This window comes from Kribbella sp. CA-294648, assembly GCF_050943845.1.
Classification (GTDB): domain Bacteria; phylum Actinomycetota; class Actinomycetes; order Propionibacteriales; family Kribbellaceae; genus Kribbella.
In genome coordinates this window covers 2,548,118-2,566,289 of record NZ_CP191981.1, presented here as the reverse complement: position 1 = coordinate 2,566,289, position 18,172 = coordinate 2,548,118, and the positions used below count along the sequence as shown (strand labels likewise).

Annotated in this window: 7 protein-coding genes; 3 read left to right on the top strand and 4 right to left on the bottom strand. The window is 68.2% G+C overall.

What is annotated here, in order from left to right; genetic code table 11:
- Positions 1 to 32: 32 nt before the first annotated feature.
- Entirely contained in the window at positions 33 to 995 is a 963-nt protein-coding gene (locus ACQPYM_RS12400) for an RNA polymerase sigma-70 factor (protein WP_433019530.1), read from the bottom strand.
- Between the two features lie 200 nt (positions 996 to 1,195).
- On the opposite strand from ACQPYM_RS12400, the gene ACQPYM_RS12395 reads away from it, so the two are divergent.
- Entirely contained in the window at positions 1,196 to 4,174 is a 2,979-nt protein-coding gene (locus ACQPYM_RS12395; protein WP_433019527.1) for a BTAD domain-containing putative transcriptional regulator, read from the top strand.
- Between the two features lie 15 nt (positions 4,175 to 4,189).
- Here the strand turns inward: ACQPYM_RS12395 and ACQPYM_RS12390 are convergent, their stop codons facing one another.
- Both ACQPYM_RS12390 and ACQPYM_RS12385 read right to left on the bottom strand, forming a co-directional pair.
- A complete protein-coding gene (locus ACQPYM_RS12390; protein WP_433019525.1) occupies positions 4,190 to 9,982 on the bottom strand; it encodes an RHS repeat-associated core domain-containing protein in 5,793 nt (1,930 codons plus the stop codon).
- A 2-nt stretch (positions 9,983 to 9,984) separates the two neighbouring features.
- The gene (locus tag ACQPYM_RS12385) at positions 9,985 to 14,034 is read right to left on the bottom strand and encodes a LamG-like jellyroll fold domain-containing protein (RefSeq protein ID WP_433019522.1); all 4,050 of its coding nucleotides are present in this window, start codon (positions 14,032 to 14,034) and stop codon (positions 9,985 to 9,987) included.
- 769 nt (positions 14,035 to 14,803) lie between these two features.
- Here ACQPYM_RS12385 and ACQPYM_RS12380 point away from each other — a divergent pair.
- Complete coding sequence (locus ACQPYM_RS12380) at positions 14,804 to 15,094, top strand: hypothetical protein (RefSeq protein ID WP_433019519.1); 291 nt, start codon at positions 14,804 to 14,806, stop codon at positions 15,092 to 15,094.
- A 256-nt stretch (positions 15,095 to 15,350) separates the two neighbouring features.
- Positions 15,351 to 15,749: a hypothetical protein gene (locus tag ACQPYM_RS12375; protein WP_433019516.1), complete on the top strand. Its 399-nt coding sequence runs from the start codon at positions 15,351 to 15,353 to the stop codon at positions 15,747 to 15,749.
- A gap of 904 nt (positions 15,750 to 16,653) precedes the next feature.
- Here ACQPYM_RS12375 and ACQPYM_RS12370 read toward each other — a convergent pair.
- The gene (locus ACQPYM_RS12370) at positions 16,654 to 18,069 is read right to left on the bottom strand and encodes an MFS transporter (protein ID WP_433019513.1); all 1,416 of its coding nucleotides are present in this window, start codon (positions 18,067 to 18,069) and stop codon (positions 16,654 to 16,656) included.
- Positions 18,070 to 18,172 lie beyond the last annotated feature (103 nt).

Sequence of the window (18,172 nt, the reverse complement as noted above, 5' to 3'; positions counted from 1 at the left end):
ACGCCGTTGCGCTGACCGACCCGGTACGCCGCTCAGTCGGCCGGGCGCTCGGCGATGGGGTGGGTCGAGTCGATCCCCTCGAGTCGGCGGGTCTGCCGGAGTTCGCGGTTGATCGCCCACGCGTCGGCGACCGGGCCGAGGTGGCCGAGCTTGTCCGGGTTGAGGACCGAGCGGATCGTCTGGATGCGTCCGTCGAGGATTTCGAGCGCGAACGTGCCGACCACCCTGCCGTCGCGGTCGCGCAGGATCGCGCCCGGCTGCCCGTTCAGCTCGCGGGGCTCCAGCGTCAGTCCGATCCGGCCGAACAGCGGGAAGACCGAGGCGAGCAACCGGGCCGCGTTGGCGGCACCGACGACCCCCTTGACGAAGGCCGGCGCCTTACCTCCGCCGTCACCGACGATCTGTACGTCGGCGGCGAGCAACTCCCGTACTCCGTCGAGGTCACCATCGCGCAAGGCCTCGAAGAACCGCGCCGCGAGCTCCTCGCGCTCTCGGCGGTCAGCCTCGAACCGCGGGCGCCCCAGCTCCATGTGTCGCCGCGCCCGGACCGCCAGCTGGCGACAAGCCGCCTCCGACCGTCCGACGGCTTCCGCGATCTCCGGGTAGCCGAACCCGAACACCTCACGCAGTACGAAGACCGCCCGCTCGAGCGGGGACAGCCGCTCGAGCAGCAACAAGGCTGCCATCGATACCGAGTCCGCCAGCTCCGCCGATCGCGCCGGATCGTCGTACGGGTCGGTGAGCAGCGGCTCGGGGAACCACTGCCCGACATACCGCTCGCGCCGGACGCGGGCCGAGCGCAGTACGTCGATCGACACCCGCGTCACCACGGCGGACAGGAACGCCTTCGTCGACGCGGGCTCGCTCGGCGTGGACTCGTAGCGCAGCCAGGTCTCCTGGACCGCATCCTCCGCCTCGGCCACGCTGCCGAGGATCCGGTAGGCGATCGAGAACAACAGCCCGCGCAACTCCTCGAACTCCTCGGTCCGCGTCACGCGACCTCTCCCCTGCATCCGCAACCAACAACCACGATCACGATCACGATCACGATCATCAGCATCACATCGACCTCCCGATCAGCTATCGCCTCCAAGACGAAGCAGCCGCGGCGATCTGTGACATCGAGCCACCGGCCGCTCTCGCCTGGTGACACAGATCGGCGTGGTGGGCCTGTTGAACTGTTAACGTCCGCGGCATGCCGACTCCCCCAGCAAGGATCCGGCTGCTCGGTCCGGTGGCGATCACCGTCGACGGCGAGCCCACCCGGGTCGGTGCGCCCAAGCTCGCCTGTGTGCTCGCCGCCCTGGCCCTGCGACCCGGCGAGCCCGTGCCGCAGGCCGACCTCATCGACCGGGTCTGGGACGGCGACCCACCCGAGGCGGTCCTGAGCGTCCTCTACTCGTACGTCGCTCGCCTGCGCGCGGCTCTCAAACGGGTGCCCGGCGCCGCGATCCGCCGGGCCGGTTCGCACGGGTACGTCCTGGACGTCGACCCCGGAGAGATCGACCTGCACGCCATCCGTGCCCTGCGCGCCGAGGCCAAGACTTTCCAGACCTCAGGGCAGCCGGACGAAGCCCTGGATTCGTGGCGCCGAGCGTGCGACCTGGCCGGCACTGAGGCACTCACCGGCATCGGCGGCCGGTGGGCCGAGGAGACCCGAGTCGCGCTCGCCGCGGAACGACTGGAGCTGCTGACCGACCGCTACACCGCCGAGCTCGACGCCGGCCAGCACGCCGCAGTACTGGGCGACCTGGTTGCACTCCACGATGCCGAGCCCTTGGCCGAGCCGCTCGCCGAACTGCTGATGCTCGCGTACTACCGCTGCGGCCGGCCCGCCGACGCGCTCGCCCGTTTCGAGGCGACGCGAGTGCGGCTGCGCGACGAACTGGGCGCCGACCCGTCGAAGCAGTTGCGCGACCTGCACCTGCGCATCCTCGATCATGATCCGGCGCTGGATCCGTCGGCTCCCGCACCGATCCAGTTGCCGTCCGACATCAGCGGCTTCATCGGTCGCGCCGCGGAACTCAAGGCCCTCGACCAGTACGCCGATTCGGCCTCGCCGCTTGCCGTCGTCGTCGGGCCGGGCGGAGCGGGAAAGACCGCCCTGGCCGTCCACTGGGGACATTCGCACGTCGACCGGTTCCCGGGCGGACTGCTGTACGTGAACCTGCGCGGCTTCGACGAGGGCGACATGGTGTCGCCGCGCGAGGCACTCGGCCGGCTGCTGGTGGCCATGAGTACGCCGGGCGAAGCGGTTCCGGACGACGTGGATGCCGCCGCCGAACTGTTCCGCGCCGCCACGGCCGATCGCGGCGTACTCGTGGTCCTGGACAACGCACGCAACGCCGAGCAGGTACGGCCGCTGCTGCCCGGGCCGGGCTGTTTCACGATCGTGACGAGCCGCGATCGCCTCACCGGTCTCGTCGCGCTCAACGATGCCCGGCCCGTGCGCGTCGGCATGCTCGGACGGGAGGAGGCCGTGGAGTTGCTGACGCGGATCCTCGGCACGGACCGCGTCGCTGGGGAAGCGGAGGCGGCGGAGCGGCTCGCCGATTTGTGCGGCCATCTGGCCCTGGCGCTGCGGATCGCCGCGGCGCATGTGGCGGGTGAACCGAACCTCCGCATCGCCGACTATGTGGCGGAGCTCGAGAGGCGCGACCGGTTGGACGTGCTGGCCGTCGACGGCGATCCGGCCGCGGCCGTCACGGCGAACCTTGACCTGTCCTATCGGGTACTCGACAAGGACGCTCGCGAGTTGTTCACCCGGCTGGGAACACTGCCCGGCGAGGACTTCGCGGAAGAAATGATCGCGTCAGTTTCCGGGCTGTCCGAAGAGGACAGACTGCGGGCGTTGCGGAGACTCGTCGCGGCGCATGTGCTGGAGCAGCACCGCGCGCGGAGATACCGGATGCACGACCTGGTGCGCTTGTACGCCGCGCGCGAGGCTGAACGGGCCTTGAGCAACCAAGACCGGGCGATGCTGATCGAGCGGTTCATCGAGTGGCACCACGACCGCGCCTTCCAGCCGATCGCCGACGAGGAGACCAACGTCTTCCTGGCCTGTGAGGCACTGCAGGACCATCCGCGGCTGTGGCGACTGGTGCTCCCGCTGCGCAACACCATCAACGAGTGGCGCTTCATCAGCCGCATCCACCGGCTGATCGACGTGGCGACCCGCCGGGCCGAGGAGTCCGGCGACGACCTCGGCCGGTTCCGGATGACGACGCTGCGGGCGTCCGCGAAGCGTGTTGACGGCGACAGTGCCGGCGCGATCCAGTTCGGCACGCGTGCCCTGGCCCTCGCCGAGGCCCTGGGCGATCGGGAACGCACCACCGCGAGCGGGAACCTCGGCATCTATCTGTTCGACCACGGGGACTTCACCGGATCCGCCGAGGCGTTCATCCGGGCCGTCGACCTCGCCATCGCGACGGGCAACACCCGGTCCCAGCTGATCTTCACCAGCAGCATGATCCAGGTCCTGTTGCGGCTCGGCCGGTTCGACGAGGCCGAGGCGTACGTGCGGAGCGCCGAGACGCTCGGCGGAGACTCGCTGACAGCCGAACAGCGGATCCGGCTCGGACTGTCCGATGCGGAGATCCACGTCAACACCGGTGACTTCGACCGGGCGATGGAAGCCGCCGACGCGGCCCTCGCCATCGCCCGCCAAGGCTCGTACGGCCACCTCGACATGTGGTGCATGCAGGTCCAGGCCCAGATCCACCTGAACGCCGGCCGCGCGGTGGAGGCGCGGGCGGCGTTCGAGGAGGAGTTGCGCCAGGCCCTCCACCGCAACATGTCCTCCTTCGAACCCGAGCTCCTGTGCGACCTCGCCGAGGTCCTGATCGAACTGGGCGAGTACGCGGAAGCCGGAGAACTCATCGCCGAAGCCCGCGCCAAATGGTCGACGGCCTCCAGAGGCTTCCAGATCTACCAGGAACTCCTCCTAGCCGGCGTCACCAACGGCCTAGGCCAGCACGAGACCGCCCTAACCCACGCCACCAAAGCAGCAACCGCCTACGCCACCATGCCCTGGCCCGCCCGCCACGAGCTAGCCCTCACCGCCCTCTCCAACGCCCACGCCGGCCTCGGCAACCCCGAGGCCGCCCGCAAACACCAAACCGCAGCAAACCAAATAGCAGCACCCATCAACCGCATACGGAGAGGGCGGGGCTGACCCCGCCCTCTCCGATCAACAACTCGACAGCCCTATCCGGCACTCCACCCCCGTGGGATTACCGTCGCCATGGATGCTGTTGCCCTCGAGGTCGTGGAAATCGTCGAGGTTGTCCACGATGTAGTCCCTCAGGTTGTCCTCGGTCATATCCTCGCCGTACTCGTTCCACAGATCTATCCCCATCTGCACGGCAAAGTCGTCGGCCGCGTCGGTTCTGCCCGCAAAGGACGCGTGCGAACCGGCGATGAGGGTGCCGCCGCCGATGCCTGCGGCGGAGCCGACATAGCCGTAGTGGATGTTCGACCAGACGTCGAATCGCATCCGGTAGTTGGTGCCCGGGACGTTCACGTACCGCGTGTCGTCGTTGTCGTCGTCCACGCCGATGTAGTCGCCGATTGGCCCCTTGTGGTCCCAGGCACTGCCAGGCCACACCATCCCTGCCCACCACGCCAACGTCCCGGCGTCACAGACGGCGCGGGTGGTCGGGCCGCCAATGCAACCCTCGTCCACTGACTGCGCGGTGTCGGCGTTGGCGTCCATCTCGCCGAACATGTAGGCGAGGATCGTGCTGAACTCCTTGTCGACAGGCAGACCGTGTCCGCCCGGCTTCGGCCCGATCGGCGGGCCCGGCCGCGGACCCGGCCGCGGACCCGGCGGCTTCGGCCGCTTGAGGTCGCGGGGCAGGCCGTGCGGGAGTGGTTTCGAGGTTCTCGGCGCTTCCGCTTCCGAGCCTGCCGGACGCTTGCGCTTCTGCGGGACGGCGCCCTTGCTGCCGTTCTGCTTCTTGAGCTTCTTGCCCTTGGACGCCGGGCCACCGCGGGATGCCTTCTTCACGCTCTTCAGGCCGCTGGGGTCCGCCCTCGTGACCGGGGAGTTGTTGGCGTAGGCGTAGCCGTTGAGCTGTTGTGGATCCTTCAGGTCCATGATCGGATCGGCTGACAGGAACCGGCCGGTGGTCGAGTCGTATTCGCGGGCTCCCACGGTAGTGAGTTCTACGTCGTCGTTCTCGATGCCGCCGACGAAACCTCGCTGGTCCGGCCAGCTCGGTGCGGCTTCGCCTCGGACGTTGCCGAACGGGTCGCGTCGGCGGACGGTTGCCGTCAGGGTGTCGCCGTTGACGATCCACTGGTTGGTGCCGTGGTGGTCACCGGAAAGCCACTGGATGTCGCCGAGGCCGTTGCGGACGCCGACGACGGACTCGCCGTGCTTGTAGTAGCGGGTGGCTTCAACCTTGTTCGTTGCCTTCGTGTAGGTCAGTTCGTAGCCCGCGACCCATGCAGTCAGGTCACCGTTGGCGTCCGCGCGCAGGATCCGCTGACCATCCGCGTTGTCGAAGAACTTCGCCGTACCCTCGTCGGACTTGATCGTGTCCACCCGTCCGGCCGGGGTCCAATTCAGGACATCCACCTTGTCACCACGATCGATGCCTGTGGTGAAGCCGGCCTTGTCGTAGGTGAACGCGGTCGCCGCGCCACCTGTCGAGGTGACGTTGGTCAGCTCGTGCGGTCCCGCCTCGCCTGCCCCGGTGTACGAGTACGTCTTCTGCACCGGACCCGTGGGAGTCCACTGCGTCTCGCTCTTCCGGTTGCCGACCACGTCGTACTCGTACTGCGAGCGGTACGCGCCCGGTCCGCCGACGGCCGTCGGCTCGCTGCCGCACGCCGACGCGGCACCCGCCTGTGCCCACGCATCCGTGAGCCGCTGCAGGTAGTCGTACTGGAAGCACTGCGTCTCCGGATCCAGCTTGTCCGAGGTGTGTACCGGATCGTCCTTGATGGACAGCACGTTCCCCGAGTTGTCGTACTGGTACGACAGCGCCGCGATCCCGTAGTTGGACCCGTCGAACTCACCCGCGGTGTCCTTGTCGAAGTAGAACTGCGAGAGTCGGCGGGTGCCTTCCTCGTAGATCCACGTCTGCCACGTCTGACCGGAAGTCCCGCTGACATCCGCGGGGTCACCGAGCCTGCGCTGCAGCAGATCGCCGTACGGCGAGTAGATGGCCTGGTCCACGTAGACCTGCCCGAACCCGAAGTCGTCGCCCCAGGAGGTGACCCGTCCGGGCCGGCCCATCGAGTCGTACGACTGCGTCATGACCTCCTCATCCAGACTGCCTGCGGCTTTCGCGCCGTACGTGTGCAGCGAACCGTCCTCGTTGTAGGTGAACGCCTGCCAGTACGAGCCGGCCAAGGCTCCCGCAGCCGCGGGAAGGTGCGTGTAGACCTGCTTGGCTTGGCCTTCGGGCGTGTACTTGGGCGTCTCGGTCGTCCATGCCTGCCCGTCGATCCACTTGGTCGACTTGTGCGGCATCCCGATCCCGTGCTCGGCCGCGTCGTAGCTGCGCTCGGTGAGCAGCGTGGATCCGGACAGCACCTGCGTCGGCCGGCCCAGCGCGTCGTACTTGTACGTCAGGGTTTCGTTGTTCGCGTTGGTCGTCGTGGTGGTCTGTCCGGCCGGGTTGTACGTCGTGCGCGACGTCCCGGTGTCCGGGTCGTGCAACGCCGTACGGCGCCCGCGCAGGTCGTACTCGTAGGTCCACTTGTTGGCCGCCGGGTCGGTGACCTGACGCAGTTGGCCGTTACCGGCGTACGAGTACTTCGTGGCGTCGAACGCACCGGCCGCACCGCGGTCGTGGTGCTGCCGAAGCTCGACCGTGCGGCCGAGCGCGTCGTCCAGCGTGGTGGTGGCCGTGCTGCCCTCCGGAGGGATGACCGTGGTCTTCCAGTTCGTCGGGTCGCCGCCGAACCGGTACGACGTCCGCCACTTCTCCCGGTCCTTGACCACGAGCACCTCGTCGGTGACCCGGCCCGCGCCGTCGTACACAAGCTCGGTGCGCGCCAGGTCGTTCGACCGGCTGATCCAGACGAGCTTCCCGTTCGGGCCGGAGGTGTTGTTGTACACCGGTCCCGAGCTGTACCGCGGCCGCCCGTACGAGTCGTACACGGTCTGCGTGATGAGCCGGCCGCCGTCGGTCTGAGCCTGCACCTGCCGCTCGCGGAGCAGCCCGTCGTACAGCGCGATGCTGGTCAGGTACGAGCCGTCGTGGATCATGCGCTCGGTCTTGAGCGTGGTCGGAGCGGTCTGCGAGAGGGTGTAGGTGAACTTCTGGCTGGCGCCCTCCGTTGCCGGGTCCCGACCGGGCAGCCAGACCGCGGTCCGCCGGCCGAGCGGGTCGTAGGAAGCGACCGTACGCCGGGAGTTCGGGTCCACCGTTTCGGTGGCCGTCCCCCGGAGCGAGAGCTTCGTGGTGGTGGTGTGTCCGAGCGCGTTCTTGGTGACCGTCGAGGTGAGCGGCCCACCCGTGCTGGGCGTCAGAGTGGTGGTGGTCTTGTTGCCGAGGGCATCGGTTGCGGTCAGCTGTCGGCCGAGGGCGTCGAAGGTCGAGGTGCCGACCGTCTTGTACTCCGCCGGCTCTCCCCAGCTCTCCAGCGCGTCGGCCCGGGTCATCAGTCCCTTGGTCGGCGCGGCGGTCAGCGAGGTGCTGCCGTCGTAGTACGCCCGCACCGAGCCGACCAGGTCGGCCGGCCGATTCACCGCGACCATGCAGCCGACCGACACCGACTCGACCGTCGACACCGATTCCAGCAGCCAGGCAGCGGCATTGTCGACGTACGTCGTCCGCACGCAGCGCTCGTCGCCGGTCTTGCTGACGTCGCCGTGCTCCGCGACCTGCACCTCGCGACCGTGGTCGTCGTGGACGGTCTCGGTGCGTGTGGTCCGCCAGGTCGACGCCGCCAGCAAGGTGCGGCTGTCGGTACGACGCTCGCCGGTCAGCCACGCTTCGATGAAGCCACCGTCGTAACTGCGCTTCGCGGTCCGCGACGTCCAGTACCAGCTGGTCTCCGTTTCGATCAGTGTCGTGTCGTCGAAGGACGCCGACTCCCATTCGGCGCCCGCGAGTGCGCGGCGATCCGGGGCGGTGTTGCCGGCGGCATCGGTCACCGTGACCGAGCGCTTCTCGCCGTTGGGCAGCCTGTCACCGTCCAAGCCCCGGTAGTAGCGGGATCGCGATCGCAGCTGCGGTCCCGGATCCGCCGGGTCCCCGGTCAGCGTGACGACCTGGGCATAGCCTCGCCACTGGTTCCAGTCCCGGTCCTTCTTTTTCACGAACTCGGCGTCGTTCCACGCCCACAGCGCGTTCGTGCCACCGCCGTCGGTGGAGTAGTCGTAGAACTTCCAGACCGTGTCACCACCGCCGGTCGTATCGGACTCGGCGACCGAACGGACGACGTACTTGTGGAAGTAGACGTCGACCAGCTCCGTCAGGCCCTCGGGGGTGTAGCGGGCGGGATAGCAGCGCCGGTTGTTCTGGTGCGCGCTGGCCGGCATGCTCCCGGGGCGGCAGTCCGGTTCGGTGTAGTTGATCGACGTAACGCCGCCCGTCTCGTTCTTGATCGAGGTCAGCCGCGGCCGCCAGATCCCCGGGAACGACTCCCCGGTGTCGACGCGGTTCGGCAGGAAAGTGCCGCCGAACTCCATCGGCGGGGTCGACGCCGTGCCGCCGACGTGGCCGGTGTGCTTGATCGCCGCCAGCCACAGGACGACCTGCTCCTTGTCCCCGTAGTCCTTGAACTCGTGGGTCAGGGTCCAGGAGTCGACCGCGGAGTATCCGGTGCCGGAGGCAACAGAGGTGGTGACCGCAGCCAGCCGCTTGCCGGAGAAGAACGCCGGCGAGTACTCCTCGCACTTGACGCCCGACTTGCAGGTCAGGTCCCACGGCGTGTCCGGCCACTTGGACTTCTTCGGATCGCCGTTCGTCTCGCGGCAGTCCGACAGACAGCGGTCCGCGGTGGTGAACTCCACCTTCGCCGTCTTCACCGTGCTGGCGCCGGTCCGCAGGCCGTACTCGATGGTCTTCAGCCAGCCCTCACGGATGTACGTCGCCTGGGTGTCGGAATCGACCGCCGGTGCGTACCGGCCGGTCGCGGTCTCGTAGGTGTACTGGGAGAAGGTCCCATGCACGTCGACCGACTTGTCGAGCATCCAGCGGTACGCCTGGTTGCAGCGCGAGCCCTTGAAGTCGCCCGCCTTGTGACAGGTCTCCCCGGAGTGGTTGCCGAACACCGGCACCGTCCAGCGGGACGAGGCGACGGACCCGAAGTGGTGCTTGGTTCCGTCGGTGGTCGTGATCGTCCACTGCTCGGTGGTCGCGCCACTCGCGGTGGCCCGCGAGCCCGAGTGCTCGATGCGCCAGTTGACGTCGTCCGCGGCCTTCCACTTCTTGGTGGTGTCGTCGAGGACGAGCGACGTGCTCACTCCGTCGAGGTTGACCGTGATCGAGGGCGAGTCGTCCTCCCAGCACAGATCGCCGGTCGGGTCGTCGCCCTGGCTACCGCCCTTGTCGTCGGCGCAGTTGATGTAGGTGCGCTCGATGAAACTCGGTGACGCGGACCAGCCGTCACCGACCATCGAGGCCTGGTTGTTGGTCCCGGACGTGCGCCCGTCGTGCTCGGCGGACGAGTAGGACAGCCCGAGCGACGGAGTCGGCCCCGCCGCGGGTGGCACCCGGATGTCGTAGCTGTAGCTGAATCCGCCGGACGAGCCGCCCTGCGACCAGGCCGCGGACGCGGCCAGATCCGTGGCCGACCAGTTGCCGTCGTCCGCGTCACCGGCCGCGTCGCCGGCCTCGCCGGACCAGTCCCTGGCCGCGTCCTCGAAGGCGGAGCCGGCACCGGAGACGGATTCGACGGGTGTGGAGGAGAACGCCTGCGGACTGCGCTCGAAGTTGGCGAACGCCGACGATGAGAGGACCAGCAGGAACAAGACCATCGAGGTGGCGACTGCGCCTGCTTTGACCTTGAGATTTCGCATCGTCAGCCCACCACCGTCTCGTTCGTGCCGACCATGTTCTTGATGGCTTTCGCGGAGACTGTGCTGTGCCAGACCACCACGTCGTCGATCCGGCCCTTCAGGTGGTGGCTCGGTGTGCCGGTGGTCGTGTCATGGGCACCGATCGTCAGCGGCCCCGCCGCCTTCCACGGGCCGGCCGGGCCGGCACCGCTCCCGACCTCCTCGCCGTCGACGTACAGGCGCATCAGCTTGGTGCGCAGGTTGTAGCTGGCGGCAACGAAGTACCAGGTGCCGGCGGTGGGAACCGGGCCGCCACTCGTCCAGTGCGTCGCGGAGTCGGCGGTGTCCTGCGCGGCCATGCCGAACTCGAAGCGCTGATAGGTCGGGCTGTATCGCAACCGGAGCCCGGTGGAGTTCGCACCGGTCGCCGCGACGAGGGTCTGGTGCGTGTCGAGCGCGTCGAGCCGCACCCAGGCTCCGACAGTGAACGACTCGTCGGTGGAGATCACCGGCGTGGTCGTCGCCGCGTAGTTCGTGCCGTCCAGCTCGAGAGCGCTGTCCGGGTTGTCCCACCAGCCGTCGTTGTACCGCGGCGTGCGGCTGAAGGTGAGGTTGCGGCCCTTGCCGGTCTCGTCGGCACCGGTCTCCTCCAGGGACCACCACGAAGCGACCTCCGCGGGCGCGGATTCCTTCAGCGAGGTGGTGGGCTTGACGCCGCGCCAGACCTGGACGTTGTGGAGCAGGCCTGTGAAGAAGTCCTGCTGCCCCTGGCCCTTGTCATGGCAACCGATCGTCAGCGGCGCGTCGGCGTGACCAGGAATGCCCTTGGTCCTGCTCGCGCCCCGCCGGCCGTCGACACTGACCGTCCAGCGTCCGGCACCGTGGTGCTGGAACTCGACGTACTGCCAGCCGGCCTTCGGCTGGGTCTCGATCACAGCCGCCCGGGTGCTCATGGTCGCCATGCCGATATCAGCCAGTGACCCCAGCTCCCACTTGCCGTCGGCCGTGATCATCATCGCGAAACCCTTCCCGGCGGCGTTCGCCTGGGAGAACAGCACCTGACGGCTGCCCTGTACCTGAGCGGGCTTCACCCAGGCGCCGATGCCGAACGGCGTGTCCGCCGGCACGATCGGCGTACTCGTGGTGGCGCAGGACCGGCCGTCGAGCACCAGGGCGCCGTCCGGGCGACCGAACGGGTCGAAGGCCTGCTGGGCCGACGTGGGCAGGGTCAGGTCACGACCGAAGCTGCTGGCGTCCGTGCCGTCACCGCGCAGGTCCCAGTGGGCGATCTCGCCCGGCGGCAGCATCGCTCCGGCCGTGATCTCGGCCGACGTCAGCAGCCCCTGCCAGACACCCACGTTGTCCACCGCACCGGTGAACGGATGGGCGGCACCGGTGCCGCTCGAGGTGGGCAGGCAACCGAGGCTGAAGAAGCTGGTGGCGTTCCACGGCGTGAAGCTCACGGCACGCTCACCGGCCAGCGCGCCGTTGAGGTAGATCCGTGACACCCCGGCGTCCGGGTCGTACGTCGCGACGATCCGCAGCCACTTCCCGAGCGCGACGGGGTTGGCGACCGTGATGCTCTTCCACGCGAACGTGTCACCGGGCGCGTCGAGGAGTGAGAAGGACCAGGTGTTGCCGGCCCCGTTGTGCTGGATCTGGTACATCGAGTGCGTCGTGTTGCCCTGGGCAAGCACCTTCGAGAGGCCGGTGCCGGTCATGGCGTCCATGCGCACCGACAGGGCGACGGTGAACGCCGCGTCCGTGCGGATCGCGGTCGGCGCCTTCAGGCAGTCGTTGCCGTCGAACTCGACGACGCCGTTACCGGGGTCGGCGGGGTCGGTCACGAACGCCGGATCGCTGCTGAGGACGGACATGTTCTTGCCGTGGCCGGTGTCGTCGACCAGGTCACTGCCGAGCGGCCAGGCACCCATCGGCGTCTTCGGGATGGTGCGGCCGGCGAAGAACGTGAACACCTTGGTCTTCGACTTGTTGCCGGCGTTGTCGACCGAGCGGACGTACAGCACGTGCCGGCCCGCGGCGACCGCCGGCCTGCTGATCCGCGCCGTGGCGGCTCCGGGCACCCGCTGATCGAAGGTGTCGGTGTTCCACGAGTACTCGTAGCGGTTCAGGCCCGAGCTGGACCCGTTGATGACCGGATCACTGGCCGACAGGTTCATCGTCACGGTGGACCCTTCGGTGACGGCCCCCGTCGGCCCGGTCACCTCGGGCACCCCCGGCACCGTCGCGTCCACCCTGAAGTAGCAGTAGTTCGTGTAGCCGGAGTTCACCGCGTCGTACTGCCGCGAGTCGCTGCGCGCCTGCCACCGGTACGGTCCGTCGGGCAGCGACTTGTCGCTCTTCCTGGACTGTGTGGACGCCGCGACCGGGTTCGGCGTGCGGTAGTAGTAGATCTCGCTCTCCGAGGCGGCCGGGCGGACCCGGAACCTCCAGTAGACCGAGTCCGACTCCGAGGTCCGCACCCTGGCCGAGAAGGTCGGCTTCCGCTCGTTGACCCATGGCGACCCGGACAGGGTCGGGTCGCAGCCGGTGCCGTCGACGGTCAGCCGGTCCGGGTGGGGCGGGTAGATGTAGTACGTGACGTGCAGCTTCACGCTCGTGGCCTTGATCCGCCGCCACGCGTCCCGGGAGGACTCGTTGGACGACCGCAGACCGAACGAGATCGTGGAGTCCTTGTGGGACGCCGCCGACTGCACCCGCTTCTTGATGTTGGCGCCGTCGAACTCGACCCACTCGTCCGACTTGCCGGAGCAGCCAGTGGTGTTGGACGACGGTACGGACTTCGACTGGAGCGGTTCGCCGTACCACCAGTTGACGCCGTTCCACGAGGTCCCGTTCGAGATCTCGCCGGTACGCCAGAGCTGGAGGCCCTGGTCACCGCAGCCGCCGGTGTGCGTCTGGAGCATGTTGACGCTCGCGGAAGCGATGTACTTGCCCTTCAACTTCCCGATGTCGAGCTTGATCGCCGACCGCCAGAGGCCGCAACCGTCTCCACAGGTGCTCCAGGTGTCGTTACCGACGCGCATCCCACCGGAACGCGGCCAACTACTGTCGCCGGTCCAGCCCTTGGTCGGACGGCCCTGGAACACGTTCGCCCACGCCTTGCGCGTCGAGGTGAACGGCGGGTCGATGTAGAGCGGGAACTTGAGGTTCGGGTCGGCCAGCATCGTCGCGTCCGGGACCAGGGTGATACCGGTCGCGGTCTTCCGCACGTCGACCTCAGCCATCTTCGCGGGATCGGTCTGCTCGCCGGCCTTGATCTTCGCTGTGGGGCTCTTTGCGGTGGGGCTCTTTGCGGTGGGGCTCTTTGCGGTGGGGCTCTGGGCGGTGGGGCTCTGGGGGTTTTGGGAGGAGTCCCACATGATGCCCTGGCCGGCTTCGAACACCACGTCGCCTTCGGCGTCGAGCACCTCGATGCGCCCGGACTCGGCGTCCTCCCGCACAGTCAGCCCGACCGTCGTGATGCCGACCTTGATCGTGGCCAGCTCCGGGTTCGCCGCCGCCTCCTCCGTCTTCACGACGAGCACCCAGGAGAACCCGACCGACTCGGCCTGCACCGCGAGATCCACATCAGGCAACACATTCGGGTACGTCGCCACCGCACCACTGATCGTCGGCGCCGGCAACGCCCCCTTCGGCCACGTCAACGACAGCACCCCGCCATCGGGATCGGTCGCAGTCACGAACGGCCCGCTCCCACCCGCACCGGTCTCAACGCGAATGACAGTCGCCTTAGCCAGCGCAGAACCATCGGGCCGCGCCTCGAGAGTCGGGTCGATATCGACCCACGCGCCCTCGGCGTTCTGCACCCAGTACGGCTCAACAGCGATCTTCGTGTCGAGCATCCCCGCCGGGGTAGCAAACGCCTGCCGATCGATCCCCCGCAACGACAACACCTCGACGTCGACCTGACACGCCAGCGCCAACTTGTACGCCTCGAACTCATCAGCAGCCGAAGGATCCCCGGTAAAGGTGGGACACGCCGGCAACGGCAACTCCCCATCCGGCGGCTCCTCAGCCGCATAAGCAGGAACCCCAACCACCAAAGCCACAGCCGTCAGCAACGTAGTCAAGAAAACCCACAGCGCAGAACGTCCCGGCGAGCGACCGACCATAAGGGCCTCACAGTGATGAGCGGGCACGCCTCAAGCGCCCCCAAACCAACCCCCGGCAACCACCGAGGCCGCCCCAGGCTAAGTACTCGCCACCCCAGGAACCTTGACCCAACCTTGAGCCCCCACCCCAGCCCCGCTAAAGCCACCCCGACACCCGCACCCCGCGTACCCGCTCAGCCCCACGATCCGAGCACCAAACTCACCCTCCACCACCGCCGGCAAAGGCCTCAGTCACCGCCACCGTAAGCCAATGCCCACCCACCACCGACGCAAGCGGATCCGCACCCCGCGCCAGCAGCTACGCCGCAACGGCAGTATGCAACCGGCTCCCCGCACTATGCCGGTACGCCGACCTACTACCGATTCCGCTGATCAGAGAGCCATGCAAGCTCACCAGTTGGCACGCGTGGAACAGCGTCGAGCATGCTTTGCGATTGCTTGACCACTGCGGGGTCAAGCGCGACAGCGCCAGTTCTCGCTGGCGATGCAGCCGGCGTAGCGAAGCGGAGCAGGCGTCGCGAGCCTTCCGCGTGCTGGCATTGCAGTTCGTTCGTAGTGGTGTGGGCGGTCGAGTGGTCGGGGAGATGGTTGGGTGAGGTGTGGCATTGTTTGGCGGGTGAGTACTCGGGTTGCTCCTGATAGTCGGGTGGGGGCGGGGCTTCGGTTTTTGACTGAGGTGGTTGCTTGGGTGGCTACGCCGTGGGCGTTGGCGTCGTACTCGGTGCCGCTGGCGGTGGTGAGTGTTGTGGTGCTGATCGGGCTGCCCACTGTCTTTCAGACGACTGGGGACAAGCCGCATGTGGTCGTGGCGGTGCCTGGGGTGGTGACCGTCGGGTTGGTGGTGATGCAACTGGTTGCTGCGGTTGTTGCGTCGTGGTTTGCCTGGCCGGTTGTTGTCGCCTGCGTGGTCAGCGTGTTGGCAGTTGCATGTGTGGTGACCGAGCAACCGCGATGGCGTTGGCTGTTGAGAGGGAGCGGCGGGGCTCGGCAAGATTAGGTGGATGACTGTGGAGTGCGCGTTTTGTGGGCAGGTGACGGGTTCGGGGCGGGCGATTCATGAGCGTGGTCAGCTGGCGAGGGCCGCGCCGTACGGGATGTGTTGCCCGCGGTGCGACTCGGAGTACGGGGAGTTGATGGACCGGCTTGTGCGGGTCAGCAAGCCTCGGGAGAAGGATCGGCTGGTCTTCGATCCTGGCTCTGATCAAGACGCGGGCACTGGCGTTGGCGAGAGGTTTCGCACCAGCAGGTTTCGGTTGCTCGTCAACGCAGTTCGGGGGCAGGGCGCGGCTGACAGGGCTCGGGCTGCGGCCATTGCGCGAATCGCCGCCGCGGTAGAAACGCTGGCCGCTCAGTTGGTGCCGCCGACGCCGGCGGCCGCCCGGATCATGATGCTGACGGAGGCCGTCTTCGTGCCGCCGGAACCGCAGAACCATCGCAACCTGCAGTCCGCACTCGCCGCCGTCGCCGAGCAGGTTGCGGTGAAGGTGCCGCGGGAGCGCGACCGGTCGACCGAATATCGCCTCGGCACCGTTGGCGATCGGGCCGGCCTCATGCTGCAGAACACCATCGGCGGCGACTTGCTCAGCAGCCAGTACCTGTTCCTGGTCGACACCGAAAACACGGTGCACTCCTGCTATTGGTACAGCCGCTGAGTTACCGGGTGGCGCCGGGGCGGGGGGTAGTTGGTGGAGGCGGCGGACTCGGGCGGGGGTTGGTGGGTGGGTGCGGGACAGTGCGGCGAGGCCACCGGATCCGAAGGGATTGGCGAGCATCAGGCGGGCTTGCGAGGTGTGGCTCGGGTCGGGTGGGAGGGTGCGAGCTGCACTCCGCGTTCGATCTTCTGCAGGGCGCTGGCCAGTGCTAGCGGATCGTTGATCAGCTTGGAAGCGAAGCAGGCGTCGCGAGCCCCCCATCCGCGGACGTCCGTCGCATCCACCCCGCCACCGCGGGGTCACGCGCGGCAGCGCCAGTACTCGCAGGCGAAGCAGCCGGCGTAGCGAAGCGAAGCAGGCGCCGCGAGCCCACCCCCACACCCGCGGACATCCCTCGCGCCCGCAAGAACCACCGCGGGGTCACGCGCGACAGCGCCACGTCTCGCAGGCGAAGCAGCCGGCGTAGCGAGCCCACCAACCCGCGCCAGCCTCACCCAATCGCCTCACCACCGCCGGGGTCACGCGCGGAAGCGCCACTACTCGCGGGCGATGCAGCCGGCGTAGCGAAGCGGAGCAGGCGTCGCGAGCCCACCGCCGGCATCCGCGGGCCCGCTTCGCGCGCGCTCCGCCACCGCGGGGTCACGCGCGACAGCGCCAGCCCTCGCAGGCGATGCAGCTGGCGTAGCGAAGCGGAGCAGGCGTCGCGAGCCCGCATCCGCGAGCATCCCTCACGCCCACAAGAACCACCGCGGGGTCACGCGCGACAGCGCCAGTACTCGCAGGCGAAGCAGCCGGCGTAGCGAAGCGGAGCAGGCGTCGCGAGCTCACCCCAGCAGCCGGGCCCGGTACCCCGCCAAGCGGCGAGGTACCGGGCGAGGTGCCGGCGGAGTACCGGGCTGGGTGGTCAAGCCTCACTGGGCTTGGTGGTGCGGAGTGTCACGGCGGCGAGGATCGCGCCGATTGCGCCTATGACGGCTGCGCCGAGGAAGGCGGCGGAGTACCCGTTGGTCAGTGCACCGGTGTCGCCTAGTTGGTCGGCGCCGGCGGCTGCGGCTACTGCCGTCATCGCGGCGAGGCCGAGGGCCGAGCCGATTTGGTAGCTGGTGTTGACGATGCCGGAGGCCAAGCCGCCTTCCTCCGGGCGGGCCGAGGAGAGGGCGATGCCGAGGCTGGGGATGAAGGCGAGCGACATGCCGGCCGCGGCGACCAGTGAGGCCGGCAGGACGTCGACCCAGAAGGAGCCGTCTCCCCGGATCAACGACAGCCCGGCCAACCCGGCCGTCAGCACCGACATACCGATGATCAGTGTCCGGCGAGGACCGAAGCGGGTGATGAAGCGCGGTGCGACGACGATCATGCCGAGCATGATGAACGTTGTCATCGGCAACAAGGCCGAGCCACTGGGGAAGGCGCTCAGGCCGAGGACCTGTTGCAGGTAGAGGTTCAGGAAGAACCACATCGGCACCCAGGCCGCACCCAGGAGCAGCTGCGCGACGTTGGCCGCGGCGAGGTTCGGTGCGCGGAAGATCGCCAGCCGCATCAGCGGTTCGGAGCGTCGCGCCTGGACCACCACGAAGGCGATCAGCAATGCGACGGCAATCGCTCCGACGAGCAACGTCTCGCCGCTCACCCATCCCGCTTCAGGCGCCCGGACGATCGCATAGACAGCAGCACCGATACCACCAGTCGCAGTCAATGCTCCAACGAGATCAACACTGCCACGGCGAGCAGCGGCCGCCGGCATCAAGGCGGGAGTCGCCAGCAGAACGGCTACGGCGATCGGGACGTTCAGGTAGAAGACCCAAGGCCAGCTCGCGTACTCGGTGATGACGCCACCGAGAAACACTCCAGCCGTACCACCGGCCGGCGCGGCGGCGCCGTACAGGGCTAGTGCTTTGGTCAGCTCCTTCGGCTCGGAGCCGAACAGCATCATCAGCAACGTGAGCGCGGAGGGTGCGATCAACGCGGCGCCGACGCCCTGGATCGCTCGGCCGGCCAGCTCCAGGCCGACACCGTTCGCCGCACCGGCGAGCACGGATCCCGCGAGCAGGACGAGCCAGCCGGCCGAGAAGATCCGGCGGGCTCCGAACAGGTCGGACAGCCGCCCACCGAGGAGCAGCAGGCCGCCGAAGGCGACCACATAGGCGTTGAAGACCCAGGACAGCGCCTGCGGAGTGAAGCCCAGGTCCGCCCGTATCTCCGGCAGCGCGACTCCGATGATCGACGTGTCCATTATGACCATGAACTGGGCCGCCGCGATCAGCCCGAGCGCCCACCAGCGGCGAGACGTCGAGCGCGTGACTGCAGCTGTAGTACTCATCACAATCCATCCTCTCGAAGTACCCCTAGGGGGTATCTAGTCGAAGAGGAACATAGCACGCGTCAGCACATACCGGAAGGGGGTATAGAAAACCCCGCCGCGT

Coding starts and splice junctions, on each gene's coding strand:
- ACQPYM_RS12395 (WP_433019527.1), top strand. CDS start 1,196: ATGCCGACTCCCCCAGCAAGGATCCGGCTGCTCGGTCCGGTGGCGATC.
- ACQPYM_RS12390 (WP_433019525.1), bottom strand. CDS start 9,982: ATGCGAAATCTCAAGGTCAAAGCAGGCGCAGTCGCCACCTCGATGGTC.
- ACQPYM_RS12370 (WP_433019513.1), bottom strand. CDS start 18,069: ATGAGTACTACAGCTGCAGTCACGCGCTCGACGTCTCGCCGCTGGTGG.